Source organism: Streptomyces sp. NPDC048172 (genome assembly GCF_043202595.1).
Taxonomy (GTDB): domain Bacteria; phylum Actinomycetota; class Actinomycetes; order Streptomycetales; family Streptomycetaceae; genus Streptomyces.
Genome location: NZ_JBIDAT010000007.1, coordinates 341,963 through 357,333 on the forward strand (window position 1 = coordinate 341,963; position 15,371 = coordinate 357,333).

Annotated in this window: 11 protein-coding genes; 5 read left to right on the forward strand and 6 right to left on the reverse strand. The window is 73.1% G+C overall.

All coding sequences use genetic code 11. The annotated features are described in order from the left end of the window. Positions 1-144: 144 nt before the first annotated feature. The 5 genes from ACGF3A_RS30985 to ACGF3A_RS31005 all read right to left on the reverse strand — a co-directional run bounded on the left by ACGF3A_RS30985 (position 145) and on the right by ACGF3A_RS31005 (position 5,813). Positions 145-1,224, reverse strand: a complete 1,080-nt coding sequence (locus tag ACGF3A_RS30985) for a hypothetical protein (RefSeq protein ID WP_393733692.1) — start codon at positions 1,222-1,224, stop codon at positions 145-147. An 89-nt stretch (positions 1,225-1,313) separates the two neighbouring features. Then, positions 1,314-1,553 carry a hypothetical protein gene (locus tag ACGF3A_RS30990; protein ID WP_393733693.1) on the reverse strand — a complete coding sequence of 80 codons (240 nt, stop codon included), beginning with the start codon at positions 1,551-1,553 and terminating at the stop codon, positions 1,314-1,316. A 49-nt stretch (positions 1,554-1,602) separates the two neighbouring features. Next, the gene (locus tag ACGF3A_RS30995; RefSeq protein WP_393733694.1) at positions 1,603-3,276 is read right to left on the reverse strand and encodes an alpha-L-fucosidase; all 1,674 of its coding nucleotides are present in this window, start codon (positions 3,274-3,276) and stop codon (positions 1,603-1,605) included. Positions 3,277-3,375: 99 nt separating this feature from the next. Next, positions 3,376-5,532, reverse strand: coding sequence for a 4-alpha-glucanotransferase (gene malQ / locus ACGF3A_RS31000; protein WP_393733695.1), 2,157 nt, complete (start codon positions 5,530-5,532; stop codon positions 3,376-3,378). Further along, the gene (locus ACGF3A_RS31005) at positions 5,532-5,813 is read right to left on the reverse strand and encodes a hypothetical protein (protein WP_393733696.1); all 282 of its coding nucleotides are present in this window, start codon (positions 5,811-5,813) and stop codon (positions 5,532-5,534) included. The genes malQ and ACGF3A_RS31005 overlap by 1 nt, the downstream gene beginning before the upstream one ends. A gap of 494 nt (positions 5,814-6,307) precedes the next feature. Here ACGF3A_RS31005 and ACGF3A_RS31010 point away from each other — a divergent pair, with 494 nt between their 5' ends. Continuing rightward, complete coding sequence (locus ACGF3A_RS31010; RefSeq protein WP_393733855.1) at positions 6,308-9,754, forward strand: beta-N-acetylglucosaminidase domain-containing protein; 3,447 nt, start codon at positions 6,308-6,310, stop codon at positions 9,752-9,754. 46 nt (positions 9,755-9,800) lie between these two features. Here ACGF3A_RS31010 and ACGF3A_RS31015 read toward each other — a convergent pair whose 3' ends face one another. Beyond that, positions 9,801-10,340: an HNH endonuclease gene (locus tag ACGF3A_RS31015; protein ID WP_344531857.1), complete on the reverse strand. Its 540-nt coding sequence runs from the start codon at positions 10,338-10,340 to the stop codon at positions 9,801-9,803. 274 nt (positions 10,341-10,614) lie between these two features. Here ACGF3A_RS31015 and ACGF3A_RS31020 point away from each other — a divergent pair, with 274 nt between their 5' ends. From ACGF3A_RS31020 to ACGF3A_RS31035, 4 genes are all read left to right on the forward strand, one after another. After that, positions 10,615-11,640: a mechanosensitive ion channel family protein gene (locus ACGF3A_RS31020; RefSeq protein ID WP_393733697.1), complete on the forward strand. Its 1,026-nt coding sequence runs from the start codon at positions 10,615-10,617 to the stop codon at positions 11,638-11,640. A 126-nt stretch (positions 11,641-11,766) separates the two neighbouring features. Continuing rightward, positions 11,767-13,008: an ROK family transcriptional regulator gene (locus ACGF3A_RS31025; RefSeq protein ID WP_393733856.1), complete on the forward strand. Its 1,242-nt coding sequence runs from the start codon at positions 11,767-11,769 to the stop codon at positions 13,006-13,008. Between the two features lie 63 nt (positions 13,009-13,071). Next, entirely contained in the window at positions 13,072-14,421 is a 1,350-nt protein-coding gene (locus ACGF3A_RS31030) for an ABC transporter substrate-binding protein (protein WP_393733698.1), read from the forward strand. Further along, complete coding sequence (locus tag ACGF3A_RS31035) at positions 14,418-15,365, forward strand: carbohydrate ABC transporter permease (protein WP_393733699.1); 948 nt, start codon at positions 14,418-14,420, stop codon at positions 15,363-15,365. Before ACGF3A_RS31030 ends, ACGF3A_RS31035 begins: the two co-directional genes overlap by 4 nt. Positions 15,366-15,371: the final 6 nt, after the last annotated feature.

Here is a 15,371-nt window from a genome sequence, read left to right on the forward strand (position 1 = left end):
CGAGTGCGGGGCCTCGCGGGTCTGCGGGTGCGTGCGGGCGGCGTGGCGGGGCCCGGGGGGCCCCTTGCCGCCCGGGGCGGCCAGCCACACACTCAGCCGCGGTCCGCGACGCGCGGGAAGGGGCACCCCCTCCTCGCATCACGGCTAACGCGGAAGCACCGTCACCGCGGCGGCCGGCCCACGTTCGGCCGAGGTCATCAGCGCGGTTCTGACGACGGCGGCCTGCTGCTCCAGGGCGTCGCGGAGCTTCCGCGGCGTCACGTGGACGACGGTGAGGCCCAGCCGTTCCAGGTTCTCCCGCTTGCGGGCGTGCTCCGTCCACGCGGCCCCGTCGCCGCCCTGCGCCTCGCTCTCCTCCGCCGTGCGCGGCGCCCGGGTGTCGAGCTCGACGGCGACCGCGTGGTCGGGCCAGTACGCGTCCACGGAGCCCAGCCAGGGGCCGCCGGGCAGTCGCAGCTCGACGTTCCAGCAGGGGTCGGGGAGCCCGTACCGGACGACCATGTCGTAGAGCAGGCCCTCCGAGAGCGCGCGGCCCTCGGCCAGCAGTGCCTCGACGGCGTCCACCACGTGCGGGCGGCCGAGCAGTCGCGCCCGGGTCAGTTCGCGCACGACGGCCTGCGCCTCGCAGTGCCCGCCGCGCACCGACTCGGTCAGCAGACGGCGTACGGCCACCACGTCCGTGACGACGGAGACCGCGTCGGCCAGGGCGCGCGGCACGGGCGCGACGGGCAGCCCGGTGATCTCCACGGGCTCGGGAAGGCCGTGCGCACGGACGATGCGGGCCCAGCCGGCCGACCGGGGACGGCGTCCGCGCGGGACGAGCACGTCGACGCGGTCGAGCGCGCGCAGCGAGGGCGCGGCGGCGAAGTGGTGCAGGGCGAGTGCGGCCAGTCCGGTGATCATCACGTCGGAGGCGGAGGCGGAGGGCTCGGGGGTGGTGCCCGCCGGGGGACGGCGGCCGCCCTGCGAGGGGACCCGCTCACCCGCGCCGTACAGCAGCGCGGCGCGGAGCCGCTCCTCGCTGGTGGGGACGGAGCGGTGCAGGGCGCAGACGCCGGGGAGCAGCATCTGCCAGGGCCCGCCCGGGCCGCAGCGCTCGTGCGCGGTGGCGGCGGTGACGCCGTGCTCGTACAGCGCGCGGACGGTCATCACGCTGGGGTTGGCCTCGGAGAGGTGGCTGAGCGGGCGGGGGCGGGGCGGGAGCGGGGCGTTGTGGTGCGTCATGCTTCCGCGATTCCCCGGCGGTGCCCCGATGGCCACGCCTGTGACAGGGCTGTCGGCGAATCAGGACAGCCCTGTGCTCAAGTCGTCGGTCAGCTGCTCTTCTTGCGCGACTTGTCGCCGACCATGACGAGGCCCGCGATCACGAGGAAGAGGACGACGGGCGCGGCGACGTAGAGACCGAGGGTCTCGATGATGCTGAGGCCGGGGCCCGGGTCGTCGCCGTCGTCGCGGGTGAGCGCGAAGGCGGGGGACGACAGGAGCATCATCAGCGTCGCGCCGCCGGTGACCGTTCCGGCGCGCAGGGCGTTCTTGTTGACCTTGTTGCTCACAGGGTCAACATATCGGACGGGTGAACGACCCGCGCGCCGGGGGTGGCCGCTACCGCTGCGAGGCCTTACCGAGGTGCAGCGTCACCGGGCGCAGATGCGGCTTCGCGCGGCTCTCCTGGACCTTCACCCGTACGGCGTCCGCCGTCACGGGCGCGTCCAGCGCGAGGATGCGCCGGTGGCCGACGGTGGTGCCGTGGGCGATCTCCTTCCAGGTGCCGCCCGTTCTGGCCTCGACGGCGAACTTCTCGACGCGCTGTCCCTTGCGGACGTCCTCGCTGACGCCGATCCGGTCGAAGGTGTACGGGCCCGGGCCCTTCGCCCGCAGATCGGTGCCGTAGACGTCCCGTACGGAGTTGCCGAAGGCCGTCAGCTCGGCCATGTCCGCGTCATCGACACGGCCGTTCTTCGCGGGCGGGACGTTGAGCAGCAGCGAGGCGTTGCGGCCGACGCTCCGCTCGTAGAGCGACATCAGCTCGGCGGCGGACTTGGGCTTCTCCTCGGGGTGGTGGTACCAGCCGGGACGGTTGGAGACGTCGGCCTCGGCCGGGTACCACTGGAGGTACTTCACGGACGGGTCGAGGATCTTCTCGCGGGAGCCGATGTCGGGGTCGGTGGAGTCGTTGGGCAGCGGCGCGTGGGTGGTCCACGGGTCGACGGTGTGCGGGGTGACGCTCCACTCGCTCTCGCGGGCGATCCCCTTCTCGTTGCCGACCCAGCGCACGCCCTGCGGCCCGCCGAAGACGGGGGTGTCGGGGGCGAGCTTCTTGAAGAACTCGAACCACTCGGCGTGGCCGTACTTCTGGGTGATCCCGGCGTCCCGCCAGGGGTTGGCGCCGTCGAGCCACAGCTCGTCGACGGGGCCGTACTCGGTCATGACCTCGTAGACCTGGTTGAGGTAGTACGCGTCGTAGTCGTTGACCTTGACCTTGAAGCTGGGGAGCTTGCCGCTCTTCACGTCGTCCGCGCGGTCGTCGTTCTCCGTGAGGGTGGGGATGGTGCGCTCGGTGGGCTCGCTGCCGTTGCCGTAGCGGCCGTGGCCCTGGGGCGGGCCGCCGTCCTCCAGCGCGGTCCGCTCGACGGTCGTGAGCTCCTCGCCCGCGTCCTGCTTGGCCTCGATCTGCTCCAGCCACTTCTTGTGCCAGTCGTGCGGGAGTTCGGCGCCGTCGGCGGGCGAGAGATAGACGCCGACCTTGAGGCCCGCCTTGTGCGCGGCCTTCACGTAGGGGCCGAGGATGTCCTTCTTCCAGGGCGTGTTCTTGACGGAGTGCTCGGTGTAGCGGCTCGGCCAGAGTGCGAAGCCGTCGTGGTGCTTGGCGGTGAGCATCACCTGCTCGGCCCCGGCCGCCTTGTACGCGCGCATCCACTGGTCGAAGTCGATGTCCTTCGGCGCGAACTTCGCCCGGTCCTCGGCGCCCGAGCCCCACTCGCGGTTGGTGAAGGTGTTCATGCCGAAGTGCGTGAACGCGGTGACCTCGCGCCCCTGCCACGCGTACTGCCCCTTGGTCGGGACGATGTTCGCGGCCTTCTGGATCACGCGTTCAGGGGTGTCGCACTCCTCGATCCGCATCTGCGAGGCGGGTCTGACGGGGTCGTCGCACCCGGTCTTCTTCTGGGCGTGCGCCTGGAGGGGGATCAGCGCGGCGGCACCGGCGAGGGCCACCGCCAGCAGCAGCCTCGGATGCCTTCGGGGACGTCTTCCGGGATGCCGTCCGTTTCTCGCCATGGCTCCTCCCACAGTGATCGGATGTCTCGCGGGGACGCAGCGCATCCTGTCGCAAGAGAAGCGAGCTGGGAAGAGATCGGGACGAGAGAGGTCCCATCTTTACTGCGGGTCCAGCGCCTCCCGCAGCGCCGCGAAGAGCGCCAGGGCGCGCGGCGACGCCGTGCAGGACTCCAGCGTCATGGGCGTCCCGGAGGCGTCCGCGAGGGGCAGCTTCCAGTTGGGGTACTGCGCGCCGCCGGTCCCCGGCACGTTCTGCGCGCGGCGGTCGCCCACCGCGTCCGGCAGCCAGACGCCGACCATCCGCGCCGGAGTGCGCGCGAGGAACCGGTGCACGGCCTTGACCTCGCCCTCCTCGTCCCCGATGCCCTCCGGCAGCAGGCCCAGCTCGCAGAAGAGCGAGAGCCAGGTCTCCAGCTCGGCCGAGGCGGCGGCACGCTCGGCGGCGGGCGGGCGCTCCAGCAGGCCGAGTCGGGCCCGCAGCGCCACGTCCTCGCCGGTCAGCCGGGCCGCCGTACTGGGCAGGTCGTGCGTGGTGGCCGTGGCCAGGCAGTCGGCGCGCCACTCCTGCGGCGCGAGGGGACGGGGCCCGCGCGCGCCGTCGGTGGCGCCCCTCTCCTCCGTGTACGCCCGCTCGAACCAGAGCACCGACGTCCCCAGCACGCGCCGCTCCGCCAGGTCCTCGCGCACGCCCGGCTCGACGGTGCCCAGGTCCTCGCCGATGACGGCGGCGCCCGCGCGGTGCGCCTCCAGGGCGAGCACGCCGTGCATGGCCTCGGTGTCGTAGCGCACGTACGCGCCCTCGGTCGGCGGGCGGCCCTCGGGGATCCACCACAGCCGCGAGTGGCCCATCACATGGTCGACGCGGAGCGCGCCCGCGTGCCGGAACTGCCCCGCGAGGACCTCGCGGTACGGCGCGTAGCCCGCGGCGGCGAGCGCCTCCGGGTTCCACGGGGGCAGGCCCCAGTCCTGGCCGCGCGCGTTGAACGCGTCGGGCGGGGCGCCCACCGTGATGCCCTCGGCGAAGACGTCCCGCCGGGCCCACACGTCCGCGCCGCTCGGGTCCACGCCGACCGCCAGGTCGTGCACGAGGCCGACGGCCATCCCCGCGCCGCGCGCGGCGTGCTGGGCCTCGGCGAGCTGGGTGTCCGTGAGCCAGGCGAGCCAGCAGTGGAAGTCGACGCGCTCGATCTGCTCACGGCGCGCCCGGGCCGTACGCGCGGAGCGCGGGTCGTCGAGCCCCGGCGGCCACGCGCGCCAGTCGGGGCCGTGCAGCTCGGCGAAGGCGCTCCAGGTCCCGTGGTCCTCCAGCGCCTGGCCGCGCGCGGCCAGGAAGTCGCAGTACGCGGCGCGGCGGCCGGGGCCGAGCGGGACCCGGCGGACGAGTTCGAGCGCCTTCCGCTTGAGGTCCCAGACGGCGTCCCGGTCGATGTACGCGTCCTTGTGCAGCACGGCCTCACGGAGCGTGGCGGCGCGCGAGAGCAGCGCGTCGGTCCGTACGCGGTCGGCGCGGTCCAGATACGCGTACTCGGGCACGGCCTCGACCCGCAGGTGCACCGGGTCGGGGAAGCAGCGCGAGGAGGGCCGGTAGGGCGAGGGGTCCGTGGGCCTGCCCGCGGTGGAGGGTACGGCGCTGTGCAGGGGGTTGAGCTGCACGAAGTCGGCGCCGAGCGAGCGCCCGGCCCAGGAGGCCAGCTCGGCCAGGTCGCCGAGGTCGCCCATGCCCCAGGAGCGGGCGGAGAGCAGGGAGTAGAGCTGGACGAGCAGCCCGTGGGCGCGGCCCCCCGGCGCGCGGCCCCGCGGGACGGGCAGCCGGTCGGGGGCGACGATCAGGGTGGCGTGCGCGGCGCGCCCGTCGGGCACGTGCGCGCGCAGGCTGTGCACGCCGAGCGGCAGCTCGGCACCGGGGCCGGAGCCGGGGCCCCAGTCGAGGGTCTCGCCGTCCTCGGTGACGACACGCAGGACGGTGCCCTCGGGGAGCGCGGACAAGCCCCGTAACCCTCCCCGGCGCTCCGTGCGTGACTCTCCCCCGCATAACTCTCCCGCGCGCAGCACGACCGTGGGAGGCAGCGGAACGCCGCCGTCCCCCGTGTGCCGCTCCAGGGCCTCGCGGAGCGCGCGGGGCGTGGAGGCGTCCACGCCGAGCGCCGCGAGCACGGCGACGACCGTCTCCTCGGGCACCTCGACCGTACGGCCGGGCGCCGGCTCGTAGGAGACGGAGACCCCGTGCGCGGCGGCGAGCCGCGCGAGGCGGCTCATCAGATGTCCGAGGGCTCCGTGCCGAAGGCGGCACCGGAGGGCTCGCTGGTCAGCGGGGCCTCGGCGAGCGGGGGTTCACTGGTCAGGGGCGTGGCGTCGGCGAGGGGTGGCTCGCTGGTCAGGGGGGCTTCGACACAGCCGCAGGAGCACGAACCGTCGAGTCCGGAGTCGGGCACGGACACCTCGGACAGGGCTACCGGCTCGTGCGAGCGTTTGGAGTGGACACGCTGGCTGGGCAGCGGTGTCAGAGCGGACATCAGGAGTTCAGCGGACGCGGCCACGGGGGCCTCCGTTCGTTGACGTGTGAAGGGCCGGACACGAATCGCCCTACCCAGTCGGCACGCGCGCAGACGTGTCTGAGGGAGGAACGTGGTCCAGGTCACGTCGGTTCCCGCAGGCGATTCGCCGCCGGGAGGGCCTTCGCGAAGGAGATACGGCGCTCCCGCGAGGCTTCGGACGCCACTATTTCCGCCCCCGCCTCTCCCCTGCCGGGCCCGGACCGGAGGGCCGAAAGGACCGCGCGGCCGAGGGGCCCCAGCTCCTAGAATCTGGGCTCCGTACGCGCCGCCCGGCCGGGTCCGTTCCGTTTGTGGCACACCTGTGGCACTTCGCGGTGCCGTACGGGGGACGCGCGCGCCTAGGGTGCTGACGTGCCGACACCTCCGGTGTGCCGGAGGCGGGGAGCGGACAAGGGGAGGAAGCGGTGAGCACAGCGGCGCGCGACGGCGCTCCGGGAGCGGGCCCGGACGGGACGACCGCCCCGTCCACGAGCCGGATCCCCGGCGCCGGAACGGTCGGCTGGGGCCGGGTCGGCGCGGCGGCCGTCACGGCGGCGTTCGTCGGGGGGCTCCTCGGTGGCGCCCCCGCGGCACACGCGGCGCCACCGCCGCAGCCCGACGGGCCCGCCGCGGGCTCCCCCGACGAGGACGGACAGGGCGAGCGCGGGCTGCCTCCCGTGTGGCCGCGCCCCCAGTCGATGCGCGAGCGCGGCCCGTACGTGGAGGCGGGCCAGGAGGCCGTGCTCGTCGCCGACGAGGAGGCGGACGCCGAGGCGCTCGACGTGGTCCGCGAGGCGCTGCGCGACGCGGGCGTACGCCGGGTCCACCAGATACGCCCCGGGCGCCCGCTGCCCGCGCGCGGGCTGGTCGTCAGGGTCGGCACGGAGTCCGCCGAGGGCGCCCTGCGGGCGCTGCGCGCCCCCGCGCGCGGCGATCTCCCCTCCGGCGGCTACCGGCTGGCGACGGGCGCGCACGGCGGCCGGGCGACCGTGGCGCTCGAAGGGGCGGGCGAGGACGGCCTGTTCCACGCCGCGCAGACCCTCCGCCAGCTCGTCACCGACGACACGCGCGGCCGGGGCTTCCCCGGCGTGGTCGTACGGGACTGGCCCGCCGCGCCCGTACGCGGCACCACCGAGGGCTTCTACGGGCAGCCCTGGACGCACGGCGACCGGCTGGCCCAGATCGACTTCCTGGGGCGCACCAAGCAGAACCGCTTCCTGTACGCGCCGGGCGACGACCCGTACCGCGGCGCGGCGCGCTGGCGCGACCCCTACCCCGCGGCGCAGCGGGCCGACTTCCGCGAGCTGGCCGAGCGCGCGAAGCGCAACCACGTGACCCTCGGCTGGGCCGTCTCGCCCGGCCAGGGCTTCTGCTTCTCCTCCGCGGACGACCGCAAGGCGCTGCTGCGCAAGGTCGACGCGATGAAGGCGCTGGGCTTCGGCGCGTTCCAGGTCCGCTTCGAGGACGTCAGCTACAGCGAGTGGCACTGCGACGAGGACTCCGACACCTACGGCTCGGGCCCCGAGGCCGCGGCCAAGGCCCAGGCCGAGCTGGCCGACGCACTGGCGGAGCACCTCGCGAAGCGGCATCCGGACGCCGAGGCGCTCTCCGTCGTGCCGACGGAGTTCTACCAGAAGGGCCGGACGGAGTACCGCGCGGCGCTCGCGGACGCGCTCGACGACCGCGTCCAGGTCGCCTGGAGCGGCGTGGGCGTGGTGCCGCGCACCATCACCGGGTCCGAACTGACGCACACGCGCGAGGCGTTCCCCCGCCACCCGCTCGTCACCATGGACAACTACCCGGTGAACGACTACGCGCAGGACCGTCTCTTCATGGGCCCCTACCAGGGCCGCGACCCGGCCGTGGCGTCCGGCTCCGCCGCGCTGCTCACCAACGCGATGGAGCAGCCGGCGGCCTCCCGCATCCCGCTCTTCACCGCCGCCGACTACGCCTGGAACCCCAAGGGGTACCGCCCGGAGGCCTCCTGGCGCGCCGCCGTCGAGGAGGCCGCCGGAGGGCGGCAGGCCGACCCGGGGACGCGCGCCGCCGTCCACGCGCTGGCGGGGAACGACTCCTCGTCGCTGCTCGGCGGCGAGGAGTCGGCGTATCTGCGCCCGCTGACCGACGCGTTCTGGACGGCGTACGAGGGCGGCGAGGGTCCCCGGCTGGACCACGCGGCGCGGAAGCTGCGGGCCGCCTTCGGCACGATGCGCACCGCCGGGGAGAAGGTGCCGCCGGGGCTGGCCCGGGAAGTCCGCCCCTGGCTGCGCGAGTTGGGCCGCCTGGGCGAGGCGGGCCAGCGCTCCGTGGACATGCTGACCGCGCAGGCGCGCGGGGACGGGGCGCGGGCGTGGACGGCCGAGATGGACGTGCGGCGGCTGCGGGAGGAGAGCCGCAAGAGCGACGCCACGGTCGGCAAGGGCGTCCTCGCCGACTTCGCCGACCAGGCCCTGCGCGCCTCGGACGAGTGGACGGGGCTGTCCTCGGGCGACAAGAAGCGCGGGAAGAAGCCGGGGAAGCCGCTGCGCGGGGAGAAGACCGGGCGGTCCCATGCGCCGCAGCGGGCCGGTGAGGGCGAGGGGACCGGCGAGACCGGCGGGGGCTCCCGGAACTCCCCGAACTCCCCGGAGGCCCCGCGGAACGAGGAGGACCGCGCCCAGGGCACCCAGGACGGCAAGACGCCCAAGGACGGGAAGAGGGAACGTCCCGCCGGGAGCTCGCTCCCCGTGCGGGGCGGTCCCGACGGGCTGCCCGGCTCGCCCCTGTCGGCGGCGGCGGACGGCGACCCGTCCACGGCGTACCGGGCCGCGGGCGCGCCCGCCACGCGCCACTTCGCGCCGGACAGCCCGCCCATGCTCGTACCGCCCTCGCGCGCGGACGCCGCCTCCGAGGGGGCCGACGGCGCCCCGCCCGCGCTCTCCGTGACGCTGCGCTCGCGGCGCCCGCTGGACGCGGTCACCGTGCGCACGGGCCCGCACTCGGGCACGCGGGCGCGGGTGGAGGCCCATGTGCCGGGCAAGGGCTGGCAGCGGCTCGGGGCGCTCTCCGACAGCGGCTTCACCCAGCTCCGGGGGCGCGGCGCGGCCGCCGACGCGCTGCGGCTGGTCTGGTCGGACCGCTCGGCCGCACCCGTGGTCCACGAGGTCACGCCCTGGTACGGGGACGGCCCCGAGACCCGCCTCACGCTCCCCCGCCCCTCCGTCGACGCGGACATCGGCGGCGGCGTCGCCCGTACGCACGTACGCCTGACGGGGCACCGGCCGTCCGACGCGCGGGGCCGGGTCACGGCGGACGCGCCGCGCGGCATCACCGTGCGCGCGCCGCTGCGCACGACCGTGCGCCGGGGCAGCACGGTGGACGTGCCGGTACGGGTCGCGGTGGACGACTCGGTGAAGCCGGGCACGTACCGGGTCCCGGTCTCCTTCGGCGGCGAGCGCGCCACGCTCACCGTGCGCGCCTTCCCGCGCACCTCGGGCCCCGACCTCGCGCGCCGCGCCACGGCCAGGTCGTCGGCGGACGAGACGGAGGACTTCCCCGCCAAGGCCGTCAACGACGGGAAGCGCGGGACGCGCTGGTCCTCGCCCGCGCGGGACGGCGAGTGGGTGCAGCTGCGGCTGTCCTCCGGGACCCGGGTCGGGCGGGTGGTGCTGAGCTGGCAGGACGCCTACGCGAAGCGGTACCGCGTGCAGGTCTCGCCCGACGGGCGGCGGTGGCGCACGGCGGCGACCGTACGGGACGGCGAGGGCGGCCGGGAGTCGGTCCGCATGGACGCGCCGAAGGACACCCGCTACGTACGGATCCAGGGCGACGCGCGCGCGACGAAGTTCGGCTACTCGCTCTACGGGGTCGAGGTCTACGCCGTGGACGAGAACGACCGGCGCGGCGAGAACGCCCACCGCGCGGACCGCCCCGAGAAGGGCAGGCACGCGCGGCGGGCCCGGTAGTCACTCCCGGGACGGAGGCGTTCCGGACAACGACAACGCCCGGATCTCAGGCAGTGGATCTGCCGTCGATCCGGGCGAGGTCGTCGTCCGCGCCGTATGGCTGGAGGTAGGGCAGCCAGCGCGGGTCCCTATGCCCCGTGCCGATGATCCTCCAGGCCAGTCCGGAGGGCGGCGCGGGTTGGTGGCGCAACCGCCAGCCCAGCTCCGCGACATGGCGGTCCGCCTTCACATGGTTGCAGCGGCGGCATGCCGCGACGACGTTCTCCCAGGCGTGCTGTCCCCCGCGGCTGCGCGGAATGACGTGATCGACGCTGGTTGCGACGCCACCGCAGTACGCGCACCTGCCGCCGTCCCTGGCGAAGAGCGCGCGGCGGGTGAGGGGAACGGCTCCGCGAAAGGGCACGCGCACGAAGCGCTTGAGGCGGACGACGCTCGGAGCGGGTATGACGCGGGTCGCGCTGTGCATCAGGGCGCCGGAATCCTCCAGGCTGATCGCCTTCTCGTTGAGGACCAGAATGAGCGCGCGGCGTAGCGGTACGACGCCGAGCGGCTCGTACGACGCGTTGAGGACCAGGACATGCGGCACGGTGCCTCCTTGTACGTCGGCGGCGCGTGGCTCGCGCCGGGACGATCTCCCCTCAGTGTGTCTCCTGCCCTGGTGACTGCGCCACCACGACCGGCCAACCTGCGGGGCGTGTTTTCAACCACACCGACTGCATCCCCCGCGAGAACTCCCTCCTCCCTCGAACAGATCGGCCCATACTGCTTGATGGCCCCAATCGTGAAGGCCCTGCGCCGTTAGTGTGTTCACCGCGTCCGCGCGCACGCCGCGAACGTGTCTCGCACGGAAGGTCCCACCTGTGTACTGGCTGATCAGCGCCGCCACCCCGTCGCCCTCGCCCGACGGGCCGCAGACCCCGCGCTCCCTGAAGGACGCTCAGGACACCGCGGGTGAGGCAGCGGGATGGCTGGAGGAGAACTGGGCGGACTGGCTCGCCGCCGGTCTGCGGATCATCTTCATCATCGTGGTCGCGGTCGTGCTCCGCTATGTCATACGCCGCGCGATCACCAAGCTCATAACCCGGATGAACAGCCGCGCGGAGATCGTGGACAGCGGCAACGCGCTGCGCGGTCTCCTCGTCAACAGCGAGCGCAGAAGGCAGCGCTCCGAGGCCATAGGGTCGGTGCTGCGCAACGCGGCGTCGTTCATCATCCTCGGCACCGCGGCGCTGACCGTCCTCTCCGGGCTCGGCATCAACCTCGGCCCGCTGCTGGCCAGCGCCGGTGTCGCGGGCGTCGCGCTCGGCTTCGGCGCCCGCAACCTGGTGCAGGACCTGCTGGCGGGCATGTTCATGCTCCTGGAGGACCAGTACGGCGTCGGTGACCGCGTGGACGTCGGTGAGGCGTCCGGCGTGGTGCTGGAGATCGGACTGCGGGTGACGCAGCTCCGGGGCGACGGCGGCGAGATCTGGTACATCCGCAACGGCGAGATCAAGCGCGTCGGCAACCTCAGCCAGGGCTGGGCGATGGCGATGATCGACGTCCGGGTCCGGGCGAGCGAGGACATGGAGGAGGTCAGGTCCGTGATCCTGTCCGCCGGCGAGGAGATGGCGCACGACTCCCCCTGGGACGAGATCCTGTGGGAGCCCGTCGAGGTGCTGGGCCTGGACGAGGTGACGCTGGACTCGATGGTGCTGCGGGTCTCCGCCAAGACGATGGCGACCAAGAGCCTGGGCGTCGAGCGCGAGCTGCGCTGGCGCGTCAAGCGGGCCCTGGACCAGCGCGGCATCCGGATCGTCGACGAGGAGTCGCTGACCCTGGAGGCCGCCCGCGCCCCCGTGGACCTCGACAAGGGCGAGGGCATCCCCTTCCAGCAGCAGCGCTGAGCCCGGCTTCCCCGAGGCCCCGCCCGACAGGTCCTGTCAGCCCATTGACGCCTGTCGGACGGGGCCTTACTGTCCTGCGCATGAATGGGAAACCTTCCTAACAGTACGTGGGTGGAGGCAGCGGAAATGGCCGGGACGACACCGGGGACGCCCCGCGTACTGCGGGCGATGAACGACCGGGCCGCACTCGATCTGCTGCTCGCGCACGGGCCGCTGTCGCGCGGCCGCATCGGCAAGCTGACGGGCCTCTCCAAGCCCACCGCCTCGCAGCTCCTCGCCCGGCTGGAGGCCGCCGGGCTGGTCGTCGTGACCGGCACCAGCGAGGGCCGCCCGGGCCCCAACGCGCAGCTGTACGCCGTGAACCCGGCGGCGGCGTACGTCGCCGGACTCGACGTCTCCCCGACCCGGCTGCGGGCCGCCGTCGCGGACATCACGGGCCGCACCGTCGGCACCCACGAGGTGCCCACCCCGGGGCGGCGCTCGACCGGGGCCGTGCCGCTGGTGCTGCAGGCCGTCGACGGCGCCGCGAAGGCCGCGGGCGTCCACCGCGCCGACCTCCAGCGCGTCGTGATCGGCACCCCCGGCGCCTTCGACCCCAGCACCGGACGGCTGCGGTACGCCTCGCACCTGCCCGGCTGGCACGCCCCCACGCTGCTGGACGAGCTGGCGGCGGCGCTGCCGATGCCGCTGGAGTACGACAACGACGTGAACCTCGTGGCCGTCGCCGAGCAGCGCCAGGGCGCGGCGGGAGGGCACGAGGACTTCGTGCTGCTCTGGAACGAGGAGGGCCTCGGCGCCGCCGTCGTCATCGGCGGGCGGCTGCACCGGGGCTGGACGGGCGGCGCGGGCGAGGTCGGCTTCCTGCCCGTCCCCGGCACCCCGCTCGTACGGCAGCCCGCGCAGGCCAACAGCGGCGGCTTCCAGGAGCTGGCGGGAGCCAACGCGGTGCTGCGCCTCGCCCGCGAACTCGCCCTCCCGTACGACCCGCAGGCGGAGATGAAGGACACCGCGGCGGATCTGCTCTCCCGGGCCACGGCCGAGGCGCGGGGAGAGGAACGGGAAGAGGAGCGGGACCCGGCGCACGCGGCGGCGTACGACACCCTGCTGCGGCGCTTCGCCACCGGCCTCGCGACCGGGCTCGCCTCGCTCGTCACCGTCCTCGACCCGCAGCTCATCGTCGTCTCGGGCGGGGTGCTCGCGGCGGGCGGCGAGCCGCTGCTCGACCTGATCCGCGCCGAGCTGTCCGAACTGGCCGTGCCGCGCCCGCAGCTGGTGCTGGGCACGGTGACCGATCACCCCGTGCTGAGCGGCGCGCTGGAGAGCGCGCTCGCCACGACCCGCGACGAGGTGTTCGACACCTCCCGCTGACCCGATCCCGACCCCGTCCCCCCACCCCACTGCACCCCTTCACTGCCAAAGGGAGGCTCCGCCATGCCCGTACACGCGAGCGGATTCCGCAGGGCACCGGTCACACTGTCCGCCACCGTCGCGGTCGCCGCCTTGCTGGCGAGCGCCTGCACCGGGTCCAGCGGCACCGCCGCGAACGACGACCCCGACGCCAAGACCACGATCACCTTCTGGCACGGCTGGAGCGCGCCCAGCGAGGTGAAGGCCATCGACGCCAACATCGAGGCGTTCGAGAAGGAACACCCCAACATCACCGTCAAGACGGTCAAGAACGTCAACGACGACAAGCTCAACCAGGCCCTGCGCGCGGGCGGCGACAACGCGCCCGACGTCGTCTCGTCCTTCACCACCGACAACGTCGGCCGGTTCTGCTCCTCGAACGCGCTGGCCGATCTGGCTCCGTTCCTCAAGAAGTCCGGCATCACGCCGGAGAAGACGTTCCCGAAGACGATGCTCGAATACACGCAGTACGAGGGGAAGCGCTGCACCCTTCCGCTGTTGGGCGACGCGTACGGGCTCTACTACAACAAGGACGCGTTCCGGAAGGCGGGCATCGAGAAACCCCCGCGGACGTTCTCCGAGTTCGACAAAGTCGCGAAGAAACTCACCGTCGAGAAGGGCGACTCGTACGAGCAGCTCGGCTTCATGCCGAACTACCACGGCTACGAGACGACCGTCGAGCACTACGGCGGCCAGTTCGGCGTCAGCTATTTCGACGAGGAGGGCAAGGCCAACGGGGCGCGCGACCCGAAGATGAAGCAGATGTTCCAGTGGCAGCGGAACCTCGTCGAGGACCTGGGCGGATTCCGGAAGCTGGAGAGGTACCGGGCCACGTTCGGTGACGAATGGGGCGACAAACACCCCTTCCACACCGGCCAGGTGGCGATGCAGCTCGACGGCGAGTGGCGCGGCAAGATGGCGAAGGACGCGGACGTGGACTTCGAGGTCGGCACGGCGCCGCTGCCGGTGCCCGACGACCAGAAGGAGGAGTACGGAAAGGGCTATCTCGCCGGGACGGTCGTCGGCATCTCCAACTCCAGCCCCAGGAAGAACGCGGCCTGGGAACTGCTGAAGTTCATGACCACCGACACCGACGCGGTCGTCGACTTCGCCAACGGGATCCACAACGTGCCCTCGACGCTGAAGGCCATGAAGTCCCCGAAACTGGACGACGACCCGGGATTCCGTACGTTCGTGGACATAGCCAGGAACCCCCACAGCTCCCACGCGCCCGCGAGCCCCAACGGCGGCTCGTTCCTGCTCACCCTCCAGGACCTGAGCTACGACGTGGAGTCCGGCAAGCAGAAGGACCTGGACGCCGGGCTGAAGAAGGCCGACGACCAGATCGACAAGGACATCGCGAGGGCGCGGTGAGCGCGGCGAATCCCGGACTCGCGGCGCGGCGCCGCAAATCGGCGCTGCGCACGCTCGGATTCCTCTCGCCCTGGCTGATCGGGTTCGGCGTCTTCTTCGGCTATCCGCTGGGCGCGACCGTCTACTTCTCGTTCATGAAGTACGACGGGTTCACGGATCCGGTGTGGAACGGATTCGACAACTGGACGTACGTCTTCACCGACTACCCGTTCTTCTGGCCCGCGCTCGGGAACACGCTCTGGCTCGTCGCGGTGATGGTCTCGCTGCGCGTCGTCTTCGGCCTCGGGATCGGCATGCTCCTCACGAAGATCAAGACGGCGCCCGGCCTCTTCCGCACCTTCTTCTATCTTCCCTATCTGGCCCCGCCCGTGGCCGCGACCATGGCGTTCGTCTTCCTCCTCAACCCCGGCACGGGACCGGTCAACACGGTCCTGGACTTCTTCGGACTTCCGCAGCCCGGCTGGTTCAGCGACGCCGCCTGGTCAAAACCCGCGCTGACGCTCCTCGCGCTCTGGGGAATCGGCGACCTCATGGTCATCTTCCTGGCCTCGCTGCTCGACGTGCCCAAGGAGCAGTACGAGGCGGCGGAGCTCGACGGCGTGGGCCCCTGGGCCCGGTTCCGCTACGTCACGCTGCCGAACATCTCGCCGATCCTGCTCTTCGCCGTCATCACGGGCGTCATCGACACGCTCCAGTACTACACCCAGCCGATCGTCGCCTCGAAGGTCTCCAGCGGGGTCATCGGAGGGTCCGGGCAGCAATTCGAGCCCGGATATCCGGAGAAGTCCACGCTCACCGTTCCGCAGACCGTCTACAACCTGGGATTCCAGCGCTTCGACACCGGCGCGGCGAGCGTCGTCGCACTGGTCCTCTTCGTGATCGCCATGGCCTTCACGGCGCTGCTGATGCGCCGCCGCAGCGGATTCCTGACGGCGGAGGACTGAGAACAC